The following is a 26,322-nucleotide window of genomic DNA, read 5'->3' on the forward strand; positions in this document are numbered from 1 at the left end:
TAATGTATATTTGCTCATAAAAAAACTGCACCTTGTGAGTTGGAGGGGATGTGTCCAACTTTTGGGGTGCAGTTCAATCCTATTCCCAGTTTCAGACGACCTTTTCATTCTCCCTTACTCAATGCTGTTATAATTCGTAAATCAAGTAAAACAACGACTTCAAAAGGAAAAATATGACGCTTAAGCCCCCCGTCCGAATCGCCGTTACCGGCGCCGCAGGCCAAATTGCCTATGCTACCCTGTTCCGTATCGCCGGCGGCATTATGCTCGGACGCGACCAACCCGTTATCTTGCAACTGCTCGACCTGCCTCAGGCGCAGCAGGCATTGCGCGGCGTGATCATGGAAATGCAGGATTGCGCTTTCCCGCTCCTTGACGACATCTTCGCGACAGACGACCCCGAAGTTGCCTTCAAAGATGCCGACATCGCTTTGTTGATTGGTGCGCGTCCGCGTACTAAAGGCATGGAACGCGCCGACCTGTTGCATGCCAATGCCGAAATTTTCAAAGTACAAGGCGCGGCGTTGAACAAAGTTGCAAACCGCAACGTTAAAGTCCTCGTTGTTGGCAACCCCGCCAACACCAACGCCTACATCGCGATGAAATCCGCGCCCGACATCCCTCCGGAGAACTTCACCGCCCTGATGCGTCTCGACCATCACCGCGCCGTCAGCCAAGTCGCCGAGAAAATCAACCGCCCGATTCCTTCCATCGAGCAAATGTGCGTCTGGGGCAACCACAGCCCGACTATGTACGCCGACTACCGCTATGCCACCAGCAACGGCGAGTCCGTACAAGACATGATTACCGAACCCGATTGGAACACCGAAGTCTTCATGCCGAAAATCGCCGGACGCGGTGCCGCCATCATCGCCGCGCGCGGTTCGTCGTCCGCCGCCTCCGCCGCGAACGCCGCCATCTACCACCTGCGCGACTGGCTGCTCGGTAGCAGCGGCAAATGGATCACAATGGGCGTTCCCTCCGACGGCTCTTACGGCATTCCCGAAGGTTTGGTTTTCGGTTTCCCCGTCATTTGCGACGAAGGCAGCTACCGCATCGTCCAAGGCTTGGATTTATCGGATGAGTTCAGCCGCCAACGCATCGCCGCGACACTGGCAGAGCTGGAAGAAGAACGCGCCGCCATACAAGATATGCTTTAAAAGATCGAGGTCGTCTGAAAACCGGTTTTCAGACGACCTCGACTGACATGAATACCACGGAGTCCCTATGACCACATTGGCCAACAAAAAACTCGCCGTCCTCATCGACGCCGACAACGCCCCCGCCGACATCATCGACCGCCTGCTCGAAGAAGTTGCCAAATACGGCATCGCCAGCGTCAAACGCATCTACGGCGACTGGAGCCACGGTCTTTCCAAATGGAAAGCCGCCCTCCTGCCCCATGCCATTATCCCCGTCCAACAATTCGCCTACACCAAAGGCAAAAACGCCACCGATATGGCGCTGGTCATCGATGCGATGGACTTACTGTACAGCGGCAACTTCGACGGCTTCTGCATCGTATCCAGCGATTCCGACTTCACCCGCCTGGCCAGCCGCCTGCGAGAAAGCGGCCTGACCGTATACGGCTTCGGAGAAAAGAAAACGCCCGAAGCCTTCCGCAAAGCCTGCGACAAATTCATCTACACCGAAATCTTCCGTCCCGAAAAACAACGCCAAGAAAAAGAGAAGAACAACGGTAAAAACAACCCCGCCGCCGCCCCTGATGCGCTGTCCCTGCTCAAACGCGCCGTGCGCGAAAACGCCGACGACCTCGGCTGGGCAAACCTCGGCCCCATCGGCAGCTACATCAGCAAAATCAATCCCGATTTCGACTCAAGGCTGTATGGCTACGGCAAACTCTCCGACCTCATCAAATCCTTCGACATCTTCGAACACCGCACCGACAACAACCAACTCCAAGTCCGCCGCCGCAAATCCGCCGACAAGCCGACAGAGAGGTCGTCTGAAAACCCGGTGGCAACCCATCAAGCAGAAGAAACCGTTTCAGACGACCCCAACGCCGCGCAAAAACGCAAAACGCGCGGCAAAAAAACCAACCCAGCCAAGAACGAAAACACCGCGCCAAGCCCAACGGCAGATACCGCACAACCGACACCTGCCAAACCCGAACCCGCCGCCAAAAGCAGCAAATTGCCTGTAACCCGCGTTATCCCCGCCGTACAGCAGGCAGTCGACACCCACGCCGACGAACAAGGCTGGGCGCGCTTGAGCGACGTATCGAAGCAACTGACCGCAGAAGGTACCGACCCGCAGCAATACGGCTTTGAAACCATACGCCACCTTATCCACGCCATCTTCGCCGACTGGCTGGAAATCAAAAAAGCCGGCCGCGGCGAACGCCTGCGCATCAACAAACGCTTTACCGCCAAAGGTTAAGCCATATGTTTGAAGGCGAAAGACAATCTGCCGCCCAATCTAAAAAGGTCGTCTGAATTTTTCAGACGACCTTTAATGTTAAAATGTCCTCTGTTTGCCACATACACCGTTTTTCATGAATATTCTCGAAGCCTTATTATTATTGTGTCTGCTGATTGTCATCAGCGCATTTGTTTCCTGTTCCGAACTCGCGCTCGCCTCGGCGCGCAAAATCAAATTGCAAGTGATGGCGAAAGACGGCGGAGACACGCGCGCGCTGGATGTGCTCAATATGCAGCAGCAGCCGGGCAGCTTCATCACCGTCGTCCAAATCGGTTTGAACGCCGTCGCCATTCTCGCCGGTATCGTCGGCGAAGCGGCGGTGCGCCCTTATTTCGGTAGTTTGTTGGCAGACGCGGGCAGTTGGGGCAGTACCGCCGCGTCGCTGCTGACGTTCGCGCTGGTAACAGGCAGCTTCATCCTGATTGCCGACCTGATGCCCAAGCGCATAGCGATGACCCATCCCGAAGCGGTGGCGGTGCGCATCGTGCGTCCGATGATGTTTTTGATTTTTATCTTAAAACCCGTCGTTTGGATTTTCGACGGAATGGCAAACGCGATATTCAAACTCTTCAAAATTTCCACCGTCCGTCAAGAACAGCTGACCTCGGAAGACATTTACGCCGTCGTCGATGCGGGCGCACAGGCTGGTGTGTTGAAAGAGCAGGAACACTACCTGATTGAAAATATCTTCGACATGCAGGCGCGCACGGTAACTTCCACAATGAGCACGCGCGAATACATCGCCTATTTCGATAAAAACGACGACAGCGATACCGTGTTGGCAATCATGTCGGAAAAACCGCACAACAAATTCTTGGTGTGCGACGGCGATTTGGAACGCGTCATCGGCTACATCGAATCGCACACGCTCTTAACATTGTTTTTAAAAGAAAAAGACGTCCGCCTGACCGACAAGCGCGTGCTGCGCAAAGCTTTGTTTATTCCCGACACGCTGTCGCTTTACGATGTCTTGGAAACCTTCAAAACCTCCGGCGAAGACTTTGCCGTGGTAGTGAACGAATACGCGCTGGTGGTCGGCGTGGTAACGTTGAAAGACGTGATGAGCATCGTCATGGGCGAGCTGGTCAATACCGAAGAAGAGCCGCAAATTATCCGCCGCACCGAAGACACTTGGCTGGTGGACGGCGCGACCCCGCTCGCCGACGTCATGCGCGCGTTGGATATCGTAGAATTTCCCAATTCGGAAAACTACGAAACCATCGCCGGTTTTATGATGTATTCCCTGCGCAAAATCCCGAAACGCACTGATTTTTTGGTTTATGCGGGCTATAAATTTGAAATCATCGACACCGAAAATCTGAAAATTGACCAGCTTTTGGTGTCCAAACAGGGGGAGGACGTAGTCAGCCGGTAAATTGCAAAAAGCTTTTTTCTGATATGACGTTATAGTGGATTAGATTTAAATCAGGACAAGGCGACGAAGCCGCAGACAGTACAGATAGTACGGCAAGGCAAGGCAACGCCGTACTGGTTTATAGTTAATCCACTATACCTAATCTATTGTCTTAAATATCTGAGATAACGAAAGGTCGTCTGAAAATCAGTTTTTCAGACGACCTTTTATTTTAAAACTTCAAACCAATGTCGATTATCCGATTTATCCGCAATTCGCGGTTTTCAGACAACCTTTAGTTCTAAAAAGGTCGTCTGAAACGCTGGTGCTGCTTTATTAATGCAGATTTCTAAACTGCTCGAGGAAGGCGGGAATACCGGGCAGCATGCCGACTGCGCCCATTGCTGCGCAGAGAATGACAAAGCCGACGGTAGGTACGACGACGCGACCCATAAACCCGAGTTCCGCGCTGCGTTCTTTGCATCCGATCAAGCCCAAGTTATCCAACAGCATGGTCAGCGACCAGCCGAAAACGGGGTTGACCAGTGCAGAGGAGAAGACAACGATGGCGGCAGACTGAGTGGTTTTACCCTTGCGCGTCATTTCCATGCCTGCTTCCAAAAGCGGAACATAGACGCCGACAATCAGCGCAACGCTCAATACGGGCTGCCAAATCGCCAAATCCATGGGATAGCCCCAGACGGAGGCGATGATGCAGAACAAGGCGGTCAGTATCGCACCTGCGGGAATCGGTCGTTTGGCAATGGAAGCGGGAACGATGTAAGTTCCCCATGAAGAGGTAAAGTTCGCGCCGCCCAATACCGAGCCTGCGACTTGGCGGACGGAACAGGTGAACATAGTGTCGTCGATGTTCATCAAGGCTTTTTCGGAACGCTCCGGGTAGCTGATCTTTTGGAACACTTGATGCCCTAAGAAATCAGGCGACCACATGGCGACGGCGAGTACGGCAAAGGGGAATACGACCAAAAAGCTGTCCATCGTCGGCAAACCCATCATCCAGCCGGTATTTTCACCCCACCAGTAGGCAGGACTCATGGGCGGCAGGCCAGGAGCGGTTTGGAAGGAAAACGGCGCACCCAAAAGATAGGCGGTAAAGCCTGCCAGCACGCAGCCCAATGGGACGGCAAGCCAACGCTTGCGCCAATGTTCCAGCAGCGCATAGAGCAGGATAGTGCCGATTATCACGATGAAGGCGATGTAGCTTTTGTCAAAACCGCCTGCCCATTCAAAGAGTTTTTTAACCTGTCCGGTCGTACCGACGAAGCCCAGATACAGCAGCAGCCCGCCGCATACGCCGTTGCTCGTCAGTTTCGCCATCAGGCTGCCGCCTTTGGTAATGCCCAACAAGAAACCGAACACACCAATCAACAAGCCGAAAGCCAGCGGATGCCCGCCTGCGGCAACGACGACGGGAATCAGCGGAATCAACGGCCCGTGTGTACCGGGTAAGTTGGAAGTGGGCAGAAAGAGGCCGGAAAGCAGCAGGATGAAGACGGATGCAATCAGCAGCTCGTAACGGACGTTTTGCGGTAGAAAGGTGTCGGGCAGCCCCAACGGCACTGCAAACGCCGCCGCCACTGCGCTGACCATTACTACCTTACCAATCGTTCCTGCCACGGCAGGAATCAGGTCTTCAGGTTCGAAGCGGTAATCGCGAAACGGCAGATTGAGCCGCCAGCGTTTGGGCTGCATGATTTGCAGCTCGTGTTCCAAATACGCCTCACGGCTTTCAAAGTCCGACGACGGCTTGTGCATACCGGAATATGGTGTGTCGTAGTTCATAATTTCTCCTTTGGTTGACTTGTTTTTGGTTTTGTCGGCAATCGCCGTCCGACTTTTTATATCCGCTCCGAAAGCGGCTATACACGGCAAAGCCGGTAGTCGGGATCGGGCTGTATTGTCAACAATTTAGTGTTTGGATACTAACACACAAATTATCCGGTATAAGTAAAAATTTTCGTTTTAGTATGAATAAGTTGGAAAAACAACAAAAAAGTTGCCTGAAACTTCAGACGACCTTTGTTTTGAAATTTTTAATCCTCCAAACAGATACAAAGGGGGAAGAGTCATTCCTCTCGGTAAAATGACAGGTTTATTTTTAGGTATTTGGATTTTGAAGGAGGATTATTATTCGCTGTTTCCAAGGATTTCCCCATGTTTTTCGCTCCTGAAAACAACAGCAGTTTGAACCAAACAGAAACACGTTATAATATAATCCTTTCCATTCAGAATTTTAAGGTCGTCTGAAAGCCTTTATGAAACACGCAATCAAACAAAAAATCCTCGAACAGGCACGCCGTGACGGCGTACAGGTAACCGCTTTGCGCGAGCAGGTGCTCGATATCGTTTTGCAGCAAAGCGGCGTGATTAAAGCCTACAACGTCTTGTCGCAGATGCAGCAGCAAAGCGAGGGCGTGGTTGCGCCGCCGACGGCCTACCGCGCCCTTGATTTTTGGGCGGAGCAGGGCGTTTTGCACAAAGTGGCGGCGGTCAACGGCTATATTTTGTGCAGCCATGCGCAGCACGAGTGCGACGACCATTGCCACGACCACGAAGAAGCTGAAGCGCACCACAGCGCGTTTATTTTGGTCTGCACCGAATGCGGCACGGCGGACGAGCAAACCCTGAGCCACGAATGGGCGGCACTGTGCGCAGGCGTTGCCGAAAGCGGCTTTGCGCTGAAAGAAGAACACGTTGTTTTAACTGGAATCTGTAAAAAATGTCAGAAGTGAAAAAAACTAAAGTCCACCTGATTTCAGGTTTTCTGGGAACAGGCAAAACCACCGCACTCAAAAGCCTGATGGAACAAAAAGACCCGAACGAAAAATGGGTCATCATCGTCAACGAGTTTGGCGAAATCGGCATTGACGGAGCGGTATTGAGCGACAACGGCATCCCCGTGGCAGAAATTGCCGGCGGCTGTTTGTGTTGCACCGCCGGCCCGCAAATGGGCGTAACCGTACAGAAAATGCTGCGCGATGCCAAACCCGACCGCCTGATGATTGAGGCAAGCGGACTGGCGCACGCCGCCAGCGTCATCGACGAATTGAAAGCCAAACCGCTGGACAGCCTTTTGGAAATCGGCGCTGTCTTTACCGTCGTCGATCCGCGCCAGTTCATCAACCCCGATTACGCGCAGCAGGCATTGTATAAAGACCAAATCGGCATCTGCGACGTATTGGTCGCCAGCAAAACCGATTTATGTACCCCAGAACAGCTTGCCGAATTTCACGACAAAGCGGCAAAACTGTTCCCGCCCAAAGCCAAAGTGGTTGAAGTCCAAAACGCACAACTCGACATCCAATGGCTGGACATTCCCGTTATCGAAAAATCACGCTACCGCCTCAAAGCCCTGCCGGACAACACCATGGGCTTCCAGTCGCAAGGTTTCACTTTCCCCGCCGGACGCGATTTTGACGGCGAAAAGCTGACCAACTTCTTCAACGACCTGCCCAAATTCACAGACGACCTCGTCCGCGCCAAAGGCGTGTTCCAAGTGCTTGGCACATGGGTGTGGCTCAACTGGGTGGACGGGCAGTGGGGCGCTAACCAAGTCTCATGGCGGCGCGACTCGCGCTTCGAGCTGATTGCCAAATCGTTTGATGCGGATTTGATTGAGAAGAAACTACAAGAGGCTTTGGAAAAATAAGGAAGGTCGTCTGAAAGTTTGTCGCAGCAATTTTCAGACGACCTAAACGATAGTGAAGTCTATTGTTTCAACTGTCAGAATAATATAAAGCAACTGCGTAGCGTGGGCTCTGCCCGCGAATAAATCAAATAAACATTGCAGGAAAGAAGAAAATGGCAAAATTTTTAAATACCAGCGGTACAACGTATTACTTGGAGGAGTTAATTAAAAATGCACAGGAACGGCTTTATTTGATTAGCCCTTATCTAAAATTAAACGATAGGGTAAAAGAGCTTTTAGAAGACAAAGACCGCATGAAAATCGATGTGCGGATTGTAATGGAGAATATAAATTACTTGAAACTATAGCACAGCAACTCGGAAATAATCGTAATGTATCAGGTAGAATTGATCTATTTACAGAATTAAAGGCCTGTCAATCTTGCAGCAATGTTATTTTAGAGTTTAGAAATCGCTATCCAAATATTCAATTAAATATTTTTACATGAAAATAGAATCATGGAAAAAATAAAAAATTATATAGAATTCAAGAAATTATTTAAAAATATAACGGAAAAATTTGTCAGAGATTTAGATATAACATTAATTGAAGCAGCTGAATATTCTATAATTGAATTCGAAATTTATTTATCTGAATATCCGGAAGATAGTACATTTATTTTTACAGCATGGGCAATCTATCTGTTAGAAAATAACTGTCTCAATGAAAGAGGAAAAGATAATTTTTTCATCGCGGAAATGAAAAAATGTTATCAACAAACTAATTTGGATAGAATAAAATCTATCTATTCTTCGAGTGACTATCATATTTTTGCTAAGGATGTAAACAAGATTCAACAAACATTTAAATTAAATCTTGCCAATATCATTCAGCAAGAGTAGCAACTGTATTTTTAACCCCGTCGGGCAAAAATACCAAAAACGGTAAATCACTAAAAATACTTTTATACCGCCGCCGCAGCAAGCTGTAGCCTGCATGAAACCTAAAATCCATGCGTAAGGTGTGTGCTCCCGCACGCACGCGTTCCATAATTTACGGCTCAATGCAGTCTGAAAAGCTCACAATTTTTCAGTATGGTAAAAGTGAATTGCAGCCATCAGAGGCAGCTTGGTTGAAAAATTTAAATTATGTTCGTACAAGCTATTGTCCGAATCTTCATGCAAAATGTTACGTCAGCGAAGATGCTTGCATTATTACAAGCCTGAATTTATATGAATTCAGCCAAGTAAATAATAATGAAATGAGTATCTTGCTGAAACGTAGTGAAGATGGAGAAGTCTATCAAGATGCTTATAGCGAAGCGCAGCGTATTATCCGTATTAGCGACGAAGTTAAGATTTCAGTTGACGTAGTAGAAAAAGAGCAAGTTTCGCAGAAAAATCAGAATATAGAAATTGCTAAAAAATACGATACGTTGACTGTCGCTAAGCTGGCAGAAAAATGGGGCGTAACAACGGAAGAATGCAATGCGAAACTGTGTCATGCAGGCTTGCAGGAAATAGACGGTAAGTTCTACCGTTTGACAGATACAGGTAAGAAAGCCGGTGGGCTTATCAAAAAAGGACGTTACGGATATTTTATTGTGTGGCCGGATAGTTTGACATTGGAAATGGTCGAAGCGGCTGGCAATAATCAGAAAGATTTGCTGGATAAGTTTATTAGCTGGCTTATCAGTTAAATTTTTTACAAGTATTAAAAGTATAGGTCGTCTGAAAGCAATCCGTACTTTTCAGACGACCTTAAAACCCAAATAGAGGAATACCCCAAGCATGTACCGTTACATCCTCCACCGCCTATTACTCTTAATCCCCACGCTGTTGGGGATTTTGGCGATTACTTTTGCCGTTATCCAATTCGTGCCGGGCGGGCCGGTGGAGCAGATGGTGCAGCAGTTGACGCATGGTGCGGTCAGCGGCGAGACGGCGAATGCGACGGCGGGCAATATCATGAAAAACGGCAACCGCATCAGCCCGGAAGATTTGGCGGCGTTGAATGCGCTGTACGGTTTCGACAAGCCGCCGCTGACGCGGTTTGCGGATATGGTATGGCGGTTTGCCCGTTTTGATTTGGGCAACAGTTTTTTCCATCATGAAACCGTGTTCGAGCTGGTCAAACAGAAAATGCCGGTTTCGATGAGTTTGGGCTTGTGGACGTTTTTCCTGACTTATCTGATTTGTATCCCGCTGGGCATTGCCAAGGCGGTGCGCGACGGCAGCCGTTTTGATGCGGTAACGGGGATGGTGGTGCTGGTCGGTTATACCATACCGCCGTTTGTGTTGGGTTTGGTGCTGCTGGTGTTGTTCGGCGGCGGCAGCTTTTTTGCGTGGTTCCCGCAGGGCGGTTTGGTCGGCGATGATTTCGACACGTTGTCGTGGGCAGGCAAAATCAAGGATTATCTGTGGCATATGGCGTTGCCGATTACGGCTTCGGTGGCGGGCAGTCTGGCGGTAACGACGGTGTTGACGAAAAACGTGTTTCTTGAAGAAATACGCCGCCAATATGTCTATACCGCCCGCGCTAAGGGTTTGCCGGAAAGGCAGATTTTGTGGAAACACGTTTTCCGCAACGCGATGATTCCGCTGATTACCGGCTTTCCCGCTGCCTTTATCGGCGCGTTTTTCACCGGCAGCCTGCTGATTGAAACCTTGTTCTCGCTCGATGGGCTGGGCCTGCTTTCCTACGAGGCGGTGATGAAGCGCGATTATCCGGTGGTGATGGGGACGCTGTATGTGTTCACGCTGATGGGTTTGCTGGCGAAATTGGTGTCGGATATTTCTTATTCGTGGGTCGATCCGCGCATTCATTTCGGCGGACAGAAATAGGTCGTCTGAAAAATATGTTTCCGAATCATGACTGATAAACCTTTCCAAACCATGAAAACACACACCTCAAATCCCACTTGGCAGGCATTCAAGCAACACAAACGCGGCTGGTTCGCGCTGCGGGTTTTAGCCGTTTTGTTCGCCATTGCGCTGCTTGCGCCTTTGTGGAGCAACGACAAGCCGTTGTTGATACGTTATCAGGGCGAATATTATTTTCCACTGGTAAACGAATACAACGAAACCGTGTTCGGCGGCGATTTCGACACACCTGCCGATTACCTCGATCCGCTGATACGCGGCAACATCACATCAAACGGCAATTACGCCGTTTATCTGCCCAATCCCTACGATGCCGATACGCTCAATGATTTCGACACGCAGCCGGACCCTGCAAGTCCGTCCGAAAGGCACTTGCTCGGCACGGACGACCGCGGTCGCGATGTCTTGGCGCGTTTGGTTTACGGATTCCGCGATTCCCTGTTGTTTGCCCTTGCGCTGACCTTGGTAACGACCGTAATCGGCGTGATTACCGGCGCGGTGCAGGGTTATTTCGGCGGTAAGACCGACCTTTTGATGCAGCGTTTTATCGAAATCTGGGGCGGGATGCCGGAACTTTATCTGCTGATTATCCTGTCGTCGTTTTTTAATCCCAGTTTGTTGATATTGCTGGTGTTGCTGTCGTTGTTCGGCTGGATGGGGCTGTCGGACTACGTCCGCGCCGAGTTTTTGAAAAACCGTCAGGCGGATTACGTTTTGGCGGCGCGTTCGATGGGCGTGGGCAACCGTGCGATTATGTGGCGGCACATCCTGCCCAACAGCCTGACGCCCGTATTGGCGTTTCTGCCTTTCCGCATCTCCGGCGCGGTGCTTGCGCTGACCAGCTTGGATTTTCTCGGTTTGGGCGTTCCCGCGTCGCAGGCGAGTTTGGGCGAACTCTTGGCACAGGGCAAGGACAACTTGGACGCTTGGTGGATAGGCTTGTCCACCGTCGGTACGCTGACGGTTATGCTGCTTTTGCTGGTGATGATAGGCGAGGGTTTGCGTCAGGCGTTTGACGTGCGCGCTAGGGGATAGTATAAGCACGGAGTCTTTGCGGGCGTACATCAATGCGCGACCCGCGCCTTTGGAAGTTTCAGACGACCTCTATAATATTTTACTCACTTAATTTTTGAAGAATTACAATGAATCAAACACACAACACAAATTTCTACGAAATGCTGGCCGCTGCCTGCCGTAAAAACGGCAAAGGTACTGCGGTGTTCAATGACAAAGAAAAAACCACCTACCACGCGCTCAGGCAAGAAGTCGATGCCGTAGCCGCATATCTGCAAAATATGGGCGTCAAATTCGGCGACAAAGTGGCTTTGGCGGTATCCAATTCGCCGGAATTTATCAGCGCCTATTTTGCCGTCTCCGCCATCGGCGCGATTGCCGTACCGATGAATACGTTTTTGAAAAACAACGAATACGCGTATATTTTGAACGACTGCAAAGCGCGGTTTATGTTTGCTTCGGCAGGTTTGCATAAAGAATTGAAGGGGCTGAAAAAACAGACCCGCGTCGAGAAAATCATTTGGATAGGCGAGGCGAAAGCGACGGACGAAGCCGATGTTCGTTTTGAAGAAGCGCGCCGTTTCTCGGGTACCCCCGATTTGAACCGCCAGCCGAAAATCGATGATTTGGCGCATATTATTTACACTTCTGGCACGACAGGCCATCCCAAAGGCGCATTAATCAGCTATGGCAACCTGTTTTCCAACCTTGAAGGCATCGAGCGCATCTTTAAGATTACCAAACGCGACCGTTTCGTCGTGTTCCTGCCGATGTTCCACAGCTTTACGCTGACGGCTATGGTGTTGCTGCCGATTTATATGGCGTGTTCGATTATTTTGGTCAAATCCGTTTTCCCGTTCTCCAACGTTTTGAAACAGGTTTTATTCAAACGCGCGACCGTATTTTTGGGCGTACCCGCGATTTACACCGCCATGAGCAAAGCGAAAATCCCTTGGTATTTCAGATGGTTCAACCGTGTCCGTCTGTTTATCAGCGGCGGCGCGCCTTTGGCGGAACAAACCATCCTCGACTTTAAAGCGAAGTTCCCGCGTGCCAAGCTTTTGGAAGGCTACGGCTTGAGCGAATGCTCGCCCGTCGTCGCCGTCAACACGCCCGAAAGGCAAAAAGCCCGCAGCGTCGGCATCGCCTTGCCTGGATTGGAAGTCAAAGCCGTCAACGACGAATTGGTCGAAGTGCCGACGGGTGAAGTGGGCGAACTCATCGTCAAAGGCGGGTCGGTCATGCAGGGCTACCTGAATATGCGCGATGCCACCGACGAAGCCATCGTCAACGGCTGGCTGAAAACAGGCGATTTTGTCACGATAGACGAAGACGGCTTTATCTTTATCGTCGACCGCAAAAAAGACCTGATTATTTCCAAAGGACAAAACGTTTATCCGCGCGAAATCGAAGAGGCGATTTACAAACTCGACGCCGTCGAAGCCGCGGCCGTTATCGGCGTGAAAGACCAATATGCCGACGAAGAAATCATCGCCTTTATCCAACTCAAAGACGGCGAAACGTTGGACGAAGCCGACGTGCGCGCCCATTTGCGCGGACATTTGGCGAATTTCAAAATCCCCAAACAGATTTACTTTAAAGACGAACTGCCGAAAAACGCCACGGGCAAAGTGTTGAAACGGGTGTTGAAAGAGCAGTTTCAGAGATAATCAGCGTTCAGACGACCTCGGTTTGCGGGTTTGAATTAGAGGTCGTCTGAAAAGTAGAAAGCCGATGTTTGCTGGGTGCGTTTTTTGTTCATCATCAGATATGGCTTATTGCTTCGTAAAGATTTCTGCCCGTGCGGCGAGTATTGCCGATTTGATTCCACCCGTTTTCCGTTTTCAGACGACCTTGATACCATGACGAAACCCATCCTTGAAATTGAAAACCTAAACGCCTTTTTCCCCGGCAAGCAAGTCCTGCACGATGTCAGCCTGACCGTGCAGACAGGCAGAAAACTGGCATTGGTCGGCGAGAGCGGCAGCGGCAAAACCGTGTTGGCGCAGGGCATTATGCGGCTGAATCCGCTGGTGTCGTTTGAAGGGCATCTGAAATTTGACGGCAACGATTTGCTGACCCAATCCGAACGCGCCCTGCAAAAGCTGCGCGGGCGGGAAATCGGCATGGTGTTTCAAGAACCGATGACTGCGCTCAATCCCGTGATGCGCGTCGGTGCGCAGATTGCCGAAGTGTTGACCCTGCATCTGGGTTTGGACAAAAAACAGGCATGGGCGAGGGCGGTCGAACTCTTGGCGGAAACCGGCATCCGCGAGCCGGAGCAGAAAGCCTTTGCCTATCCCTTCCAGCTTTCCGGCGGACAGCGGCAGCGGGCGATGATCGCGATGGCGGTTGCCGCCGAACCCAAGCTCCTGATTGCCGACGAACCGACCACCGCCTTGGATGTCGCCGTGCAGGCGCAGATTCTCGATTTGTTGGCGCGTTTGCAGCAGGCGCACAACATGACCATGCTCTACATCACTCACGACCTGAACCTTGTCCGCCGCTTTGCAGACGACGTCGCCGTGATGCGCGGCGGACGCATTGTCGAAACGGGGGCAGCGGCGGAAGTGTTTGCCCGTCCGCAACACGAATACACGAAAATGCTGTTGAACGCCGGTGCCGCGCGCAAGGTTGTGCCTTTGGCGGACAATCCCGCCACCGTCTTGCAGGCGGAGCAGCTTTCCGTTGCCGTCAAAGAAACGGCGGGCTGGTTCAAAAAACGCAGCAAAACCCTGCTGGAGCCGGTTTCCTTCGATTTGAAAGCGGGCGAAACGCTGGGCATCATCGGCGAGAGCGGCTGCGGCAAAACCACGCTCGCAAAAGCCGTGATGCACCTTATCGATGCGGAAGGTCGTCTGAAAATCAACGGCGAAGCTTGGACGCGCGAATCGAGGCGCGACATCCAAATGGTGTTTCAAGACCCCTTCGGCGCATTCAACCCGCGCATGAACGTCTTTAATATCGTTTCCGAAGCCCTGTGCGTCCACGAACCCGATTTGTCCCGCGCAGAAATGCGGCAGCGCGTGCAAGACGTATTGCGGCAGGTCGGACTGCCCGAAGACGCGCTCGAACGCTATCCGCACGCCTTTTCCGGCGGACAACGCCAGCGGCTCGCCATCGCCCGCGCCATCATTGTCCGCCCGAAAATCCTCGTTTTGGACGAACCCACCAGCGCGCTCGACGTACAATGGCAGCAACAGATTCTGGAGCTGCTCGCCGATTTGCAGAAAAAACACGGTCTCAGCCTCATCATCATCAGCCACGACCTCGCCGTCATCCGCGCCCTGTCGCACCGTGTGATGGTGTTGAAAGACGGCAAAATCGTCGAAGAGGGCGGTTGCGAAACCGTATTTGCCAACCCTTCCAGCGATTACACGCGCCATCTGATGAGCTTCAGGGCAGGCTGAACTGTCGGACAGGTCGTCTGAAAAACATTAGCCAATCCCGATGGCAACCTTACAAAAAAACTATTACACTTTTGCGACACTTGAAATTTTCAGCCCCAAGCCCTATCCTGCACAACATCTGATTCAATTTGACACAAAAAGGAAAAACTCATGAGCAGCGAACTGATTATCCACACCTCCGATGCAAATTTCGAACAAGACGTTTTGAAATCCGACGTTCCCGTATTGCTGGACTTCTGGGCACCTTGGTGCGGCCCTTGCAAAATGATCGCTCCGATCTTGGACGACATCGCCGCCGAATTTGAAGGTCGTCTGAAAGTCGTTAAAATCAACATCGACGACAACGAGGCCACCCCTGCCAAATTCGGCGTGCGTGGCATCCCGACGCTGATGGTGTTCAAAAACGGCGAAAACGTCGCCACCAAAGTCGGCGCATTGGCAAAAGGTCAGTTGACCGCATTTGTAAACGCTTCTTTGGCTTAAGTTTCAACAACGCAAAAGGTCGTCTGAAAATTTTCAGACGACCTTTTTGCTATAATTTCCCTTTTCCCCGAACTAGAAAATAGGTACAGGCGGCAATATGGAAGTCATCCAATACCCAAACTCCCCCTTCAAACTCCACCAGCCCTTCCCCCCCGCCGGCGACCAACCCACCGCCATTGCTGGATTATTGGAAGGGCTTTCAGACGGCCTTGCCTATCAAACCCTGCTCGGCGTAACCGGTTCGGGCAAAACCTACACCATGGCGAACGTCATCGCCCAAAGCGGCCGTCCCGCCATCATCATGGCGCACAACAAAACCCTTGCCGCCCAGCTTTATGCTGAAATGCGCGAGTTTTTCCCCGAAAACGCCGTTGAGTATTTCGTCTCCTACTACGACTACTACCAGCCCGAAGCCTATGTGCCCAGCCGCGATTTGTTCATCGAAAAAGACAGCGCGATCAACGAACACATCGAGCAGATGCGCCTTTCTGCCACCAAAAACCTGATGACGCGCGACGACGTGATTATTGTCGCCACCGTGTCCGCCATTTACGGTATCGGCGACCCGACCGAATATCAACAAATGGTGTTGTCCGTCAAAGAAGGCGACACCATCGAGCAGCGCGACATCATCGCCACGCTCGTTTCCATGCAGTACGAACGCGGCGATTTGGACTTCAAACGCGGCAGCTTCCGCGTACGCGGCGACGTGATTGACGTGTATCCTGCCGAAAGCTCCGAAAACGCCTTACGCATCAGCCTGTTTGACGACGAAATCGACCGTCTCGATATGTTCGACCCGCTTTCAGGCAGCCTGCACCAGCGCGTCGGCCGCTACACCGTGTTCCCGTCCAGCCACTACGTTACCCCGCGCGACACCGTCTTGCGCGCCTGCGAGTCCATCAAAGAAGAATTACGCGAACGCATCGAATTTTTCGCCCGCGAACAACGCCCCGTCGAACAACAACGCATCGAACAGCGCACCCGCTTCGACCTCGAAATGCTCTACGAAATGGGCTTCTGCAAAGGCATCGAAAACTACTCCCGCCATTTCTCCGGCAAAAAAGAAGGCGAACCGCCGCCCACGCTGATGGACTACCTGCCCGACAACGCCATCATGTTCATCGACGAAAGCCACGTTACCGTTACCCAAATCGGCGGCATGTACAAAGGCGACGCATCGCGCAAGCAAAACCTCGTCGATTACGGCTTCCGCCTGCCTTCCGCCCGCGACAACCGCCCGCTCAAATTCCACGAATTTGAAAAAGTCATGCCGCAAACCATCTTCGTTTCCGCCACACCCGCCAAATACGAAGAAGAACACGCCGGACAAGTGGTCGAACAAGTCGTCCGCCCCACAGGGCTGGTCGACCCCCAAATCATCATCCGTCCCGTCGCCACCCAAGTCGACGACTTAATGAGCGAAATCAACGATCGCATCAAAAAAGGCGAGCGCGTACTCGTTACCACCCTCACCAAACGCATGGCGGAGCAACTCACCGACTATTACAGCGAACTCGGCATCAAAGTGCGCTACCTGCACAGCGACATCGACACCGTAGAGCGCGTTGAAATCATTAGAGATTTACGGCTCGGGCTGTTTGACGTACTCGTCGGCATCAACCTCTTGCGCGAAGGCCTCGATATCCCGGAAGTCTCCCTTGTCGCCATCCTCGATGCCGACAAAGAAGGCTTCCTGCGCTCCCACCGCAGCCTGATTCAAACCATAGGCCGCGCCGCGCGCAATGTGAACGGCGTTGCCATTCTCTACGCCGACAAAATCACCGACAGCATGAAAGCCGCCATCGACGAAACCGAACGCCGCCGCGAAAAACAAATTAAATTCAACGAAGAACACGGCATCGTACCGCAGCAGATTAAAAAACAAGTCAAAGACATCATCGACGGCGTGTACCACGAAGAAGACGGCGGCAAAGGTCGTCTGAAAGGCAAAAACAAAGTTAAAGTCGGCGAAATCCACAACGAAGAAGACGCGATTAAAGAAATCGCCAAACTGGAAAAGGCCATGCAGCAGGCGGCGCGGGATTTGCAGTTTGAAGAAGCTGCGGTGTTGAGGGATAGGATTCGGAATATTAAGGAAAGCCTGTTGTTTGGGGCGGAGTGATTTCTAACACTAATATAGATAAAGGTTAAAATCATGTGCCAATTTTATTTAGGGAATAATGGGTTATTATCACCAAGTAGCGAAATTATTATTGTAAATGAGACTGGTAAAACTAAGCTTTTTGATAATACTGTGGAAGCTATGTGTAGGATTCATGGCTCTAATTTATTAGATATTTTAGTAAGCGAAAATGAAATATCACTTAATAATAATGAATTATTCTTAAATAGAATATTAACAGGAAACCCACATGCTGATGCGACACGACTTATTGGGAGTATCGCAGAAGTTTTAGTGGCTAATTATTGTAAAAAACATGTTGAGTTAAATAGGTATTTAGGAATGTGCGCTCGTTACTCTAACATTACTCAGCAGGTACTGGACAACTATATCCCCATTGTAACTGGTTCGTACCAAACTAAGCTAAATTATGGGTTGTACTATAACCCATCAGATACACAAAGAGATATTGTATGGATTCGGAAAGATGACCACAATTCACAGTTGAATTGTGTGAGACCCAAACCTTCAGCGCAGTCATCAAAACCAGCAGGATTACAGATTAAAGTTAGCCATGATTACAGATATGTATTAAGTTCAATTAAAGGAAACCATTACCCGGTTCTTTATTTTGACTTAAATAACGATTGGAGTTATTTATATAGAAGTTTATCAGACATTAAAAATTCGGCTGGATTTTCTATTGCTTATTTCTTGGTAGCTCATAATGACATTACTAATTACATAAAAGAAGAATTAAAAAGTTATTTTAATATAATTGTAAAAATATTTAATAATGAAATGAGTTTAAAACAATTAATTGATATAGCTAAGAATGATGGTAAAAATGAAATCATAAAAGGATTGAATTTAGCAAATTTAGATGGTAGAGATAAAATTTCTATTGGATAAATAAACACTGGTAAGTGTAGGCTGGGTCAAGACCCAACGCAGCCTGAAACCCTTTCGCCCTCGCACGGACGGTTTTTCTATTTTTCAGCAAGCGTAGCAAGCCGTAGCCTGCATCCCCACCAACCACACGCGTTCTTTGCCGTTCAAACCATTGTTTCGAACTTTCAGACGGCCTCAAAAGTCGTCTGAAAATCTCTAGCATAAAGGTCGTCTGAAAACCAATTTGGCGTTTTCAGACGACCTTTTGCTGATTTTAGGCTGTCGATACGGTTGTTTAAGAGCTGATTTCCTCCAGCGTCCTGCCTTTCGTTTCTTCGCCTAAAGCCAAAATCACCAATACAATCAGCATCATCACGCCGGCGAACATCATGAATATATTGCCGAATCCGCCGCTGCCGCCGACCATTTTGGCGACTACCATAGGCGCGAGGATGCCGCCGATACGTCCGATTGCGCCAGCCCAGCCGGAGGCGAAGGCACGGAAGCGGAGGGGGTAGAGTTCGGGCGTGTAGGTGTATAAAACGCCCCATGCGCCGAGGTTGAAGAACGACATCAGGCTGCCCCACGCCATGACTTCGGCGGCGCTGCTGCTTTGCCCGAAAAACCATGCACAGACGGCGCAGGCGGCGAGAAAACCCGCCAAAGTCGCTTTGCGCCCGATTTTTTCCACCAATGCCGCTGCCGCGATGTAGCCGGGCAGTTGCGCGACGATCATCACCAGCACATATTCAAAGGTTTTGACCACCGTATTGCCTTGTTCGACCAAGAGTTTCGGCAGCCAAGTAAAAATGCCGTAATAGGAAAAGACGATGCCGAACCAAACCAGCCACAGCATCAGCGTGCGCCGTGCGAAAGGCTGTTGCCATAATTGTATGAAACGGATGCGCTGTTTTTGCTGTTGCGGCGGTGCTATGGCTGTTGCGGCGGGCGTAATTCCCGCTTCATTTTCCAAGCGGCTGACCAGCCTGTGCGCTTCGTCCGTTTTGCCTTGCGAGAGCAGGTATGGGACGGATTCGGGTATGAATTTCAACACCAGCGGGATATACAAAATCGGTAGCGCACCGATTAAAAACGCGCTGTGCCAGCCGAATTTTGGGATAAAGAAATAGGAAGCGAGTGCTGCGGCAAGCCAGCCCAAGCCCCAAAAACTTTCCAGCAACACGATAAAGCGTCCGCGTACCTTCGGCGGCGCATACTCGCTGACCAATGACACCGCGACGGGAAGCTGTCCGCCCAGTCCTACGCCGACAAAGAAGCGGCAGATAAGCAGTGTTGCAATGTCGGGAGCGAAGGCGCATAGGCCTGTCGCCGTGCTGTACACCGCCATGGTCGCGGCAAATACGGTTTTCCTGCCGAAGCGGTCTGCCAGCCAGCCGCTCGCTACCGCCCCCAGTGCCATGCCGATAAAGGCGATGCTGACTATCCAGCCCAGTTGCGCCGGCTGCAATCCCCATTCTTTGCCTAATTCGGGCAATATAAACGACACGATGCCGGTATCCATTGCGTCAAACAACCAACCGATGCCGACCAATACCAGTAATTTGTAGTGGAACCTGCCCGGCGGCAATGCTTGCAGGCGGGAAAGAATGTCCATCTTGATTCTCCTTTGGGGTTTTGAGGAAGCATATATAGCAGATTCGCTTGATTTTTGATACGGTACCTGCCAGCGGCCGTCATTCCCGCGCAGGCGGAAAACCGTCGGAAACTTTAAACAACAGATGTTTGCAAAACGGTTGCCGAAATTCAAAAGTGGATTTTCGCCTGCGCGGGAATGACGACATAGATGCTTTTGATTTGGACTTACAATAGAGTTTTTGCGAAATTGGGTGTTACCGGAAAGTAGGCCTGGTGCTTGAGCGTGTACTGAAAATGGTTTGGGGTCGTCTGAAAACGATTGGGCAAAATCCGATATGTCCGTTTTCATACGACCTTTTCTAATTTTCTTCTTTTGCCCAGTGTTCCCTTACCCGCGCTTTGCCGTCTGCGTCCAAACGGCGGTAAAGATTGATGACTTCGTCGGCGGAAGCAGTGTTTTCCGACTGCGCCGCGCCGAACAGGGAGCGCACATAATCATCCGCCGGATGGTTTTGAATATCCTGCGGCGTATCGACCTGCACCAGCCTGCCTTGGTGCATCACGCCGATGCGGCAGGCGAGTTTGGCGGCTTCGTTCATGTCGTGGGTAACGAAAACGATGGTGGTACCGAGTTTTTTGTGAATCAGGGAAACCGTTTCCTGAAGGGAAGCGCGGGCGAGCGGGTCGAGGGCGGAAAAGGGTTCGTCCATTAGCAGGATGTCGGGTTTGGCGGCGATGGCGCGTAGGATGCCGATGCGCTGCTGTTCGCCGCCGGAGAGTTCGTGCGGATAGCGGTTTAGGTAGGTTTCGGGCGGCATACCGACCAGCTCGAGCAGCTCGTTCACGCGCGATGTGCGCTTCGGTTTGTCCCAGCCCAAAATGTCGGGCATCAGCTCGATGTTCTGCCGCACGGTCATGGTAGGGAACAGGGCGATTTGTTGCAGCACATAGCCGATGCGGTGGCGCAGCCCGCGGATGTCGTAATCTTTGATACGCCTGCCGTTGAAATAAACATCGCCGTCGGTCGGCTCGGTCAACGCGTTAATCATGCGCAGCGTGGTGGATTTGCCGCTGCCCGAACCGCCCACCAACACGAAAAACTCGCCTTGATAAATGGTGAGGTTCAGTTCGTTTACAGCGGTGTGGTTGTCGTAGCGTTTGCTGACGTTTTTGAATTCGATTAAGGGAGTATGTTCAGGCTGCATCATAAATATCCTTTGCAACTTCGACAAAACGGCGCGGCTGGCGTTCTAGCAACTTTGGCAGGTCGTCTGAAACGGCGGCGGGTTAGGCAGAGGTTTGGGTGGAAGTTGGGTTTTTATAGTGGATTAAATTTAAACCAGTACAGCGTTGCCTCGCCTTGCCGTACTATTTGTACTGTCTGCGGCTTCGTCGCCTTGTCCTGATTTAAATTTAATCCACTATAATTTGACCTACTTGCTGAAAGTTACATAAATTCAGGGAAATGCCGTTGCAGTTGTTCGAGCGTAAGGCTGGGGGCAATCAGCTCTTCGTCTTCATCGCAGGCAACGGCGACAAAATCGGGGGCGACGAGCTTGGCGCGCAGCAAGTCTTCGGTTGCGCGGCGGCAGGCGCGCGGAAAACATTGGCGGAAGCGGTCGTATAAATCGTCCCAATCGGCTTCTTGGCGCACGGCAGCCTGCACGCTTTGCGCCGCCGCATTGCCCGCCGCGCCGCCGTCAAACAGATATTCCGCCAAATCCGCACCCGACCAGCGCAGCGACTGCTCCAGCTCGGTACGGCTTGCGGTGGAACCGTATTCGCTTTGGTATTTTTCCACCACGCGCGCAAGCAGCTCTTCTGTGCCGACCGACAGCGAGGGGAAATAGAGATGTGTGTTGTCGCAGTAGAAGTTGTGGAAAATGGCGGCGTACACGGTTTCGTGTGGGTGCTGCCTGCAGATGCTGTGTACGGCATCGACGATGATTTGATAGGCAAGGTTTTCGATAGATTGCCAATCCGGTTGCGGCATGGGGCGTCCTTTCAGGCTGCCTGAAAATGATGGGGGCGGTGTTCGAGGGCATCGGGTTTGATATTTTAGTGGCGTTGGCAGGATTCGGGAATCCGATTTCATCGGCAAAGGGTAAGTTTAGACTGTTTTAGGGTTTCAGACGACCTCAAAAGCAGCCTGCACCCAGGTATCTTGGATTGACTAACCCGAGCTATCTGCCAAATACTTTCCGCCAGGCATTTGGATTGATTTTAAACTTGGCTTTGAACTGCAAACGTAGGTTTGCCGCGCTGCCGAAGCCGCTTTGTTCGGCGATGCGTTCTATCGGCAAATCCGTATTTTCCAACAAATCCTGTACCTGCCATAGCCGCTCTGTGGTGAGCCACTCACCGAAATTCATGCCTGTGGCTTGAGAAAAATGGCGGATAAAGGTACGACGGGAAACGGCTAATTTTTTTGCCAAATCGTCCAAACGGTATGGGGTCGCAAGGTTTTGGCGCAGTTCGTCCAATAAGTGATTGATTTTGTCATCGGCGGTACGACGTTCGACAGGTCGGTGGATAAACTGTGCCTGCCCGCCTTCGCGGTGTGGTGCCGCAACCAAGGTACGGGCAAGGTCGTTGGCAACGGTTGCACCGTGGATTTTGCGGACGAGGTACAGGCAGCAATCCAGCCCGCCCGCCGCACCTGCCGATGTTAAAAAGTTGCCATCTTCCGCATATAGGCGGTTGGTATCCAGATGAATTTTAGGGAAACGGCGGACAAAGTCGTCTTCGGCAAGCCAGTGGGTGGCGGCGGTTCTGCCGTCTAAAAGTCCTGTGTAGGCAAGGGCGTAAGTGCCGTAACATAGGGCGGTGATATGTGCACCACGTTGTACTACTTTCTGTAAATGTGCGCTCAACTCGGGTGTCGGGGCTTCTTCAATATTGCGCCAGCCTGCGATGACGATGATGTCGGCTTCTTCCGTCAAATCCAAGCCGCCGTGTACGGGAATGCTTGCGCCCAGTGCCGTGATGACGTCTTTGCTGTCATCGGAACAGATTTTCAGGTCAAAGAGTAGATTGTCCCGATAGGTCGTCTGAAAAACAGAAAAGGGAATGTTGAAGACAAAATCATTCATGCCCGATTGAGCATATAGCACGATTTTGGGGACAGCTTGATTTTGGCGAAACTCATTACGCTCGTTTTCAGACGACATTTTGGCACTATCCTTACGTTTATTGGCAATATTGCCTATTTTAGCCGATGCACCTGCTGCTTAAAATACGCTCCATGATTTTTTAAGGAGCAACATCATGAAATTCAAGCAATTTATTCTTGCCACTGTTTTGGGCGTGACAGCCTTTTCCGCTTGGGCAGACGATTCATACCAACATATCCGTAACGCTACCGCCAAGGTCGAATATGCGGGGCAGACGTTTTTGATTGACCCGTTTTTCGCACCCAAGCACTCCATGAACGGTTTTGCCGGCACGTTCAACAGCCAAGCCAAAATGCCGCTGGTCGGGCTGCCGATGAGCGTGAATAAAATTTTGGACGGTGTGGATGCAGTTATCGTTACCCATACTCACGAAGACCATTGGGACGAAACCGCCGCACGTTCTATTCCGAAGAACCTGCCCGTATATGTGCAGCACCAAGCCGACGCGGCAAAAATCCGCAGCCAAGGCTTTACTGATGTACGCGTGTTGAACGGCAGCAGTGTCTTCAACGGCGTAACCATCAGCAAAACCGGCGGCGTACACGGTACAGAAGCCATGTATGCCAACCCGCAGCTAGCCGAAATCTTAGGCGATGCAATGGGTGTGGTATTGCAAAGCAGCGGACATAAAACCGCTTATATTATGGGTGATACTGTGTGGACGGTAGATGTAAACAAAGCATTGAACCGCTACAAACCCGATTATCTGATTATGAACACGGGCTACGCGCTGATTTCAGGCATTTCAGACGGCATTATTATGGGGACGGCTGATGTATTAAAAGCCAGCCAAGTCATGCCTAAAGCCAAAATCATCACCGTACACATGGATACCGTGAATCATACCGCTGTCAGCCGCGCCGATATGCGTAAATTTATACGCGGTCAAGGCATTGAAAGCCGCGTGAACGTTCCGGAAGACGGAGAAATCGTTAAGCTGGATTGATAAACGATACATTACCCTAAGCAGCCTACACCTTGTTTTGCAAAGTGCAGGCTGCTTTTGGGCTTTCAGGTAGCCTTTTGACTGCGCTGAAACCCTGCTTTAGCTTCGCAGAAACTCGGCTTCCTTTGGAAACTTCGTTTTATAGTGGATTAAATTTAAACCAGTACGGCGTTACCTCGCCTTGCCGTACTATTTGTACTGTCTGCGGCTTCGTCGCCTTGTCCTGATTTAAATTTAATCCACTATAACTTCGTTGAAGCTGCGCTTTCAGACGACCTGAAAAGCGGCTACCCGTTTCATCGGTCATGATTCCGTTGTCCAAACGCGTTCAAATTCTTCGGCGAAACCGTGTTGCGCGGCGTAGGTTTGCAGTTGTTGCAGCCAAGTCTTCGGGGCGATGTCGGCGGCGGCGCGGGTGGTGTGCAGCAGGTAGGGGCGGGTATCGAAAGCTTGGATGATGTGCTGGCTGACGGCGTTTAAGGCTTAGGGATTGTGGTCAGATTGCCGCTGTATTGTTCCAGCGCGGCGTTGAGCGATTGGTAGTGCATGGAGCCATCCTTTGAAAGGCGTTCAGCGATAACTGATGACGATCATCGTACTGCCGTCTTTATTGTGGTAGTACGCGCTCGCATTGCCCCATGCAAATCGACGGCATTTGCCTGCTGCCGATGTTTCAATGGAGCAAGGGGCATCGCCCAGCTGCTTATCCAGCCATCGATCAAATTGTTTTCTGCGTTGCAATTCGCGCTCCTCCGACCATGCTGCCCAGCTGTTGTCCTCGCCTATCGGGCAGAAGAATATGGATAAGCGCTCCAGCCGTTGCTGCTCGAACCGGGCGGTAAGGGTGTATTGTTCGGACTGTTTGGTAAATGACAAACCGAAAAATGTTATTCCCGCTTGCAGATGATTCGGGCTGGATTTTGGGAAGCATGCAATCCAGTCATCAAGCGTGGTGCGTGCGCCAATAATATTGCCGTCTGGCAGGATGATGCTGCCGTTTTCAGGGTTTATCTTCATCGGTTTGAATTTCCAAATGTAGTTTTCAGACGACCTAAAACCATGTTCGTATCCATGTCCGTTTTATAACGCCTTTAAGCCGCATGATTTTTTATTTCACCAACAACCGTCCCTGTCTCGCCAAATTCAAAGTCGCCAGCAACAGCAACATCACCAAGCCGGAGCCTGTGGTGGCGAAGAAATAGCCTAAAAACAGTAAACGCTGCTCGGCAATCAAATGGAAGCCGCAGCCCGTCATTGCCGCCAAACCGAACGAGAAACCCCAAAAGCTGGGGCTGAAACCCTGTTCCAACATCCAAGGCAGAAGGCGCAGCAGTAGCAGGAATTGCAGGCAGCCGTAGCCGATTAAGAGCAGCGCGAAGGCATCGATGTGTCCGCCCAATACGGCAAAATAAGCGCCGCAGCCGACAAAAGCGGGCGCAAGTTGAATGCCGACAATACCGCGCACAGGGGCGTTGACGGGTGTGCCGGTGCGCAAACGGCTCAATATGGCGGCTTCCAAGCTAAGCCATGAAAATATCCCCGCGCCCAAAAACAGCCAAGCGTAATCCGACCAACCCAATGCCGCCATTGTGGTCGCGCTGACAAAATTGGTGGCAACGGTGGGCAGGTAAACAATCGGCGTGGTGGCATCAAGGGTATGGACGCCGCGCCACAAGCCTCCTGCGCGGTACATGGCAAATGCCAATTGTCCCGCCGTTCCCAGCAAAATCAACCCTTTTGCCGGTAGTGTTTGATAGGGTAAGGCTGCCAAACCTGCCAGCATCGTGGTAATCGGAATCGCGCTGATGAAACAGCATTGCACCAAATCCTGCAAATCCTGCAAAAATTCGGGGCGGAAAAAACGGATTTTGATGATGTAGGCAATGACCAGCAGCAGCCAAAGCACGAAGGCGGCGGCTAACAGCGTTTCCGCAGCCCAATTTGGCAAAAGCCCGATATGCGCGCCGTAACGCCAAGACAAACCGAGCGCGAAAAGCCCCAACGGCATGCTGAAATAGCTTAGAGGGACGGGAAATTTTCGGGTACTCATGACAATGTGTGTGTTAAGGAAAGGCGGTAGTATAGCCGATTCAAATCGGTAAATGCAGCTTGGGTTGAGAACTGGTAAAGACGTTAAATTTGCCTGAGATATTGGGTTTCAGCATGAGCCGTCTTGGGTATGGATATGCTGATATTTGAGTTTGAGACCTTTGCAAAAAAGCCCTTTCCCCGACAGCCGAAACCCAAACACAGGTTTTCGGCTGTTTCTGCCACTAATTGCTCCTGATTTTACCCAAATACCCCCTTAATCCTCCCCGGATACCTGATAATCAGGCATCCGGGCCGCCTTTTAGGCG

General features: G+C 51.1%; 24 protein-coding genes and 2 pseudogenes. 18 read left to right on the plus strand and 8 right to left on the minus strand.

The features are described from left to right. Positions 1-173 precede the first annotated feature (173 nt). From AC5M9B_RS10325 to paeA, 3 genes are all read left to right on the plus strand, one after another. Positions 174-1,160, plus strand: a complete 987-nt coding sequence (locus AC5M9B_RS10325) for a malate dehydrogenase (protein WP_019271486.1) — start codon at positions 174-176, stop codon at positions 1,158-1,160. Between the two features lie 67 nt (positions 1,161-1,227). Beyond that, entirely contained in the window at positions 1,228-2,400 is a 1,173-nt protein-coding gene (locus tag AC5M9B_RS10330) for an NYN domain-containing protein (RefSeq protein WP_019271485.1), read from the plus strand. Positions 2,401-2,515: 115 nt separating this feature from the next. Then, positions 2,516-3,817 (plus strand): polyamine export protein PaeA, encoded by a 1,302-nt coding sequence (gene paeA, locus AC5M9B_RS10335; RefSeq protein ID WP_019271484.1) that lies wholly within the window; start codon positions 2,516-2,518, stop codon positions 3,815-3,817. A 315-nt stretch (positions 3,818-4,132) separates the two neighbouring features. Here paeA and AC5M9B_RS10340 read toward each other — a convergent pair whose 3' ends face one another. After that, entirely contained in the window at positions 4,133-5,599 is a 1,467-nt protein-coding gene (locus AC5M9B_RS10340) for a DUF3360 family protein (protein ID WP_487648628.1), read from the minus strand. A gap of 473 nt (positions 5,600-6,072) precedes the next feature. Here AC5M9B_RS10340 and AC5M9B_RS10345 point away from each other — a divergent pair, with 473 nt between their 5' ends. The 13 genes and pseudogenes from AC5M9B_RS10345 to AC5M9B_RS10405 all read left to right on the plus strand — a co-directional run bounded on the left by AC5M9B_RS10345 (position 6,073) and on the right by AC5M9B_RS10405 (position 18,271). Beyond that, positions 6,073-6,549, plus strand: a complete 477-nt coding sequence (locus AC5M9B_RS10345) for a Fur family transcriptional regulator (RefSeq protein ID WP_019271482.1) — start codon at positions 6,073-6,075, stop codon at positions 6,547-6,549. Then, on the plus strand, positions 6,537-7,466 hold the full coding sequence (locus AC5M9B_RS10350) for a CobW family GTP-binding protein (RefSeq protein WP_019271481.1): 930 nt from the start codon (positions 6,537-6,539) through the stop codon (positions 7,464-7,466). Before AC5M9B_RS10345 ends, AC5M9B_RS10350 begins: the two co-directional genes overlap by 13 nt. Positions 7,467-7,618: 152 nt before the next feature. After that, positions 7,619-7,813, plus strand: coding sequence for a phospholipase D-like domain-containing protein (locus tag AC5M9B_RS10355; RefSeq protein ID WP_003757858.1), 195 nt, complete (start codon positions 7,619-7,621; stop codon positions 7,811-7,813). Then, positions 7,783-7,953: pseudogene (locus AC5M9B_RS10360) on the plus strand (deaminase domain-containing protein); the annotation flags it as partial. The gene AC5M9B_RS10355 and the pseudogene AC5M9B_RS10360, both read left to right, overlap by 31 nt. Positions 7,954-7,963: 10 nt before the next feature. Beyond that, complete coding sequence (locus tag AC5M9B_RS10365; RefSeq protein WP_070656824.1) at positions 7,964-8,347, plus strand: hypothetical protein; 384 nt, start codon at positions 7,964-7,966, stop codon at positions 8,345-8,347. Between the two features lie 161 nt (positions 8,348-8,508). After that, positions 8,509-9,144, plus strand: coding sequence for a phospholipase D-like domain-containing protein (locus tag AC5M9B_RS10370; RefSeq protein WP_019271478.1), 636 nt, complete (start codon positions 8,509-8,511; stop codon positions 9,142-9,144). A gap of 91 nt (positions 9,145-9,235) precedes the next feature. Beyond that, positions 9,236-10,288, plus strand: a complete 1,053-nt coding sequence (locus AC5M9B_RS10375; RefSeq protein ID WP_487648629.1) for an ABC transporter permease subunit — start codon at positions 9,236-9,238, stop codon at positions 10,286-10,288. 27 nt (positions 10,289-10,315) lie between these two features. Beyond that, on the plus strand, positions 10,316-11,362 hold the full coding sequence (locus tag AC5M9B_RS10380) for an ABC transporter permease (RefSeq protein ID WP_070656822.1): 1,047 nt from the start codon (positions 10,316-10,318) through the stop codon (positions 11,360-11,362). A 107-nt stretch (positions 11,363-11,469) separates the two neighbouring features. Beyond that, positions 11,470-13,011: a fatty acid--CoA ligase gene (locus AC5M9B_RS10385; RefSeq protein ID WP_487648630.1), complete on the plus strand. Its 1,542-nt coding sequence runs from the start codon at positions 11,470-11,472 to the stop codon at positions 13,009-13,011. A gap of 192 nt (positions 13,012-13,203) precedes the next feature. Beyond that, entirely contained in the window at positions 13,204-14,751 is a 1,548-nt protein-coding gene (locus tag AC5M9B_RS10390; protein ID WP_487648631.1) for an ABC transporter ATP-binding protein, read from the plus strand. Positions 14,752-14,901: 150 nt separating this feature from the next. Next, positions 14,902-15,234: a thioredoxin TrxA gene (gene trxA, locus AC5M9B_RS10395; RefSeq protein ID WP_003740709.1), complete on the plus strand. Its 333-nt coding sequence runs from the start codon at positions 14,902-14,904 to the stop codon at positions 15,232-15,234. Between the two features lie 97 nt (positions 15,235-15,331). Next, positions 15,332-17,359, plus strand: a complete 2,028-nt coding sequence (gene uvrB / locus AC5M9B_RS10400) for an excinuclease ABC subunit UvrB (RefSeq protein ID WP_487648632.1) — start codon at positions 15,332-15,334, stop codon at positions 17,357-17,359. A 33-nt stretch (positions 17,360-17,392) separates the two neighbouring features. Continuing rightward, positions 17,393-18,271 (plus strand): hypothetical protein, encoded by an 879-nt coding sequence (locus tag AC5M9B_RS10405; protein WP_487648633.1) that lies wholly within the window; start codon positions 17,393-17,395, stop codon positions 18,269-18,271. A 274-nt stretch (positions 18,272-18,545) separates the two neighbouring features. Here the strand turns inward: AC5M9B_RS10405 and AC5M9B_RS10410 are convergent, their stop codons facing one another. The 5 genes and pseudogenes from AC5M9B_RS10410 to AC5M9B_RS10430 all read right to left on the minus strand — a co-directional run bounded on the left by AC5M9B_RS10410 (position 18,546) and on the right by AC5M9B_RS10430 (position 23,016). Then, entirely contained in the window at positions 18,546-19,865 is a 1,320-nt protein-coding gene (locus tag AC5M9B_RS10410; protein WP_487648634.1) for an MFS transporter, read from the minus strand. Positions 19,866-20,205: 340 nt separating this feature from the next. Continuing rightward, positions 20,206-21,054, minus strand: coding sequence for an ABC transporter ATP-binding protein (locus AC5M9B_RS10415; RefSeq protein WP_019271073.1), 849 nt, complete (start codon positions 21,052-21,054; stop codon positions 20,206-20,208). A gap of 113 nt (positions 21,055-21,167) precedes the next feature. Continuing rightward, positions 21,168-21,284: pseudogene (locus AC5M9B_RS10420) on the minus strand (IS5/IS1182 family transposase); the annotation flags it as partial. 9 nt (positions 21,285-21,293) lie between these two features. Beyond that, positions 21,294-21,839 carry a DUF4303 domain-containing protein gene (locus AC5M9B_RS10425; RefSeq protein WP_019271074.1) on the minus strand — a complete coding sequence of 182 codons (546 nt, stop codon included), beginning with the start codon at positions 21,837-21,839 and terminating at the stop codon, positions 21,294-21,296. Between the two features lie 190 nt (positions 21,840-22,029). Continuing rightward, entirely contained in the window at positions 22,030-23,016 is a 987-nt protein-coding gene (locus tag AC5M9B_RS10430) for a GlxA family transcriptional regulator (RefSeq protein WP_019271075.1), read from the minus strand. 97 nt (positions 23,017-23,113) lie between these two features. Between AC5M9B_RS10430 and AC5M9B_RS10435 the strand changes: the two genes are divergently transcribed. Continuing rightward, positions 23,114-23,965, plus strand: a complete 852-nt coding sequence (locus AC5M9B_RS10435) for an MBL fold metallo-hydrolase (RefSeq protein ID WP_487648635.1) — start codon at positions 23,114-23,116, stop codon at positions 23,963-23,965. A gap of 348 nt (positions 23,966-24,313) precedes the next feature. Next, a complete protein-coding gene (locus AC5M9B_RS10440; protein WP_267894335.1) occupies positions 24,314-24,445 on the plus strand; it encodes a hypothetical protein in 132 nt (43 codons plus the stop codon). Positions 24,446-24,535: 90 nt separating this feature from the next. Here AC5M9B_RS10440 and AC5M9B_RS10445 read toward each other — a convergent pair whose 3' ends face one another. Together AC5M9B_RS10445 and tehA are read right to left on the minus strand one after the other, a co-directional pair. Beyond that, positions 24,536-24,982: a hypothetical protein gene (locus AC5M9B_RS10445; RefSeq protein WP_019271077.1), complete on the minus strand. Its 447-nt coding sequence runs from the start codon at positions 24,980-24,982 to the stop codon at positions 24,536-24,538. Between the two features lie 91 nt (positions 24,983-25,073). Next, complete coding sequence (gene tehA, locus AC5M9B_RS10450; protein WP_029609811.1) at positions 25,074-26,015, minus strand: dicarboxylate transporter/tellurite-resistance protein TehA; 942 nt, start codon at positions 26,013-26,015, stop codon at positions 25,074-25,076. Positions 26,016-26,322: the final 307 nt, after the last annotated feature.

Source organism: Neisseria flava (assembly GCF_982712965.1).

Bases quoted from the DNA above. Each gene is read 5' to 3' on its own strand.
- AC5M9B_RS10410 (WP_487648634.1), bottom strand. From the start codon at position 19,865: ATGGACATTCTTTCCCGCCTGCAAGCATTGCCGCCGGGCAGGTTCCAC.
- AC5M9B_RS10365 (WP_070656824.1), top strand. From the start codon at position 7,964: ATGGAAAAAATAAAAAATTATATAGAATTCAAGAAATTATTTAAAAAT.
- AC5M9B_RS10390 (WP_487648631.1), top strand. From the start codon at position 13,204: ATGACGAAACCCATCCTTGAAATTGAAAACCTAAACGCCTTTTTCCCC.
- AC5M9B_RS10330 (WP_019271485.1), top strand. From the start codon at position 1,228: ATGACCACATTGGCCAACAAAAAACTCGCCGTCCTCATCGACGCCGAC.
- AC5M9B_RS10350 (WP_019271481.1), top strand. From the start codon at position 6,537: ATGTCAGAAGTGAAAAAAACTAAAGTCCACCTGATTTCAGGTTTTCTG.
- uvrB (WP_487648632.1), top strand. From the start codon at position 15,332: ATGGAAGTCATCCAATACCCAAACTCCCCCTTCAAACTCCACCAGCCC.
- AC5M9B_RS10445 (WP_019271077.1), bottom strand. From the start codon at position 24,982: ATGAAGATAAACCCTGAAAACGGCAGCATCATCCTGCCAGACGGCAAT.
- AC5M9B_RS10435 (WP_487648635.1), top strand. From the start codon at position 23,114: ATGAAATTCAAGCAATTTATTCTTGCCACTGTTTTGGGCGTGACAGCC.
- tehA (WP_029609811.1), bottom strand. From the start codon at position 26,015: ATGAGTACCCGAAAATTTCCCGTCCCTCTAAGCTATTTCAGCATGCCG.
- AC5M9B_RS10325 (WP_019271486.1), top strand. From the start codon at position 174: ATGACGCTTAAGCCCCCCGTCCGAATCGCCGTTACCGGCGCCGCAGGC.
- trxA (WP_003740709.1), top strand. From the start codon at position 14,902: ATGAGCAGCGAACTGATTATCCACACCTCCGATGCAAATTTCGAACAA.
- AC5M9B_RS10355 (WP_003757858.1), top strand. From the start codon at position 7,619: ATGGCAAAATTTTTAAATACCAGCGGTACAACGTATTACTTGGAGGAG.
- paeA (WP_019271484.1), top strand. From the start codon at position 2,516: ATGAATATTCTCGAAGCCTTATTATTATTGTGTCTGCTGATTGTCATC.
- AC5M9B_RS10370 (WP_019271478.1), top strand. From the start codon at position 8,509: ATGCAGTCTGAAAAGCTCACAATTTTTCAGTATGGTAAAAGTGAATTG.
- AC5M9B_RS10375 (WP_487648629.1), top strand. From the start codon at position 9,236: ATGTACCGTTACATCCTCCACCGCCTATTACTCTTAATCCCCACGCTG.
- AC5M9B_RS10340 (WP_487648628.1), bottom strand. From the start codon at position 5,599: ATGAACTACGACACACCATATTCCGGTATGCACAAGCCGTCGTCGGAC.
- AC5M9B_RS10405 (WP_487648633.1), top strand. From the start codon at position 17,393: ATGTGCCAATTTTATTTAGGGAATAATGGGTTATTATCACCAAGTAGC.
- AC5M9B_RS10415 (WP_019271073.1), bottom strand. From the start codon at position 21,054: ATGATGCAGCCTGAACATACTCCCTTAATCGAATTCAAAAACGTCAGC.
- AC5M9B_RS10345 (WP_019271482.1), top strand. From the start codon at position 6,073: ATGAAACACGCAATCAAACAAAAAATCCTCGAACAGGCACGCCGTGAC.
- AC5M9B_RS10380 (WP_070656822.1), top strand. From the start codon at position 10,316: ATGACTGATAAACCTTTCCAAACCATGAAAACACACACCTCAAATCCC.
- AC5M9B_RS10425 (WP_019271074.1), bottom strand. From the start codon at position 21,839: ATGCCGCAACCGGATTGGCAATCTATCGAAAACCTTGCCTATCAAATC.
- AC5M9B_RS10385 (WP_487648630.1), top strand. From the start codon at position 11,470: ATGAATCAAACACACAACACAAATTTCTACGAAATGCTGGCCGCTGCC.
- AC5M9B_RS10430 (WP_019271075.1), bottom strand. From the start codon at position 23,016: ATGTCGTCTGAAAACGAGCGTAATGAGTTTCGCCAAAATCAAGCTGTC.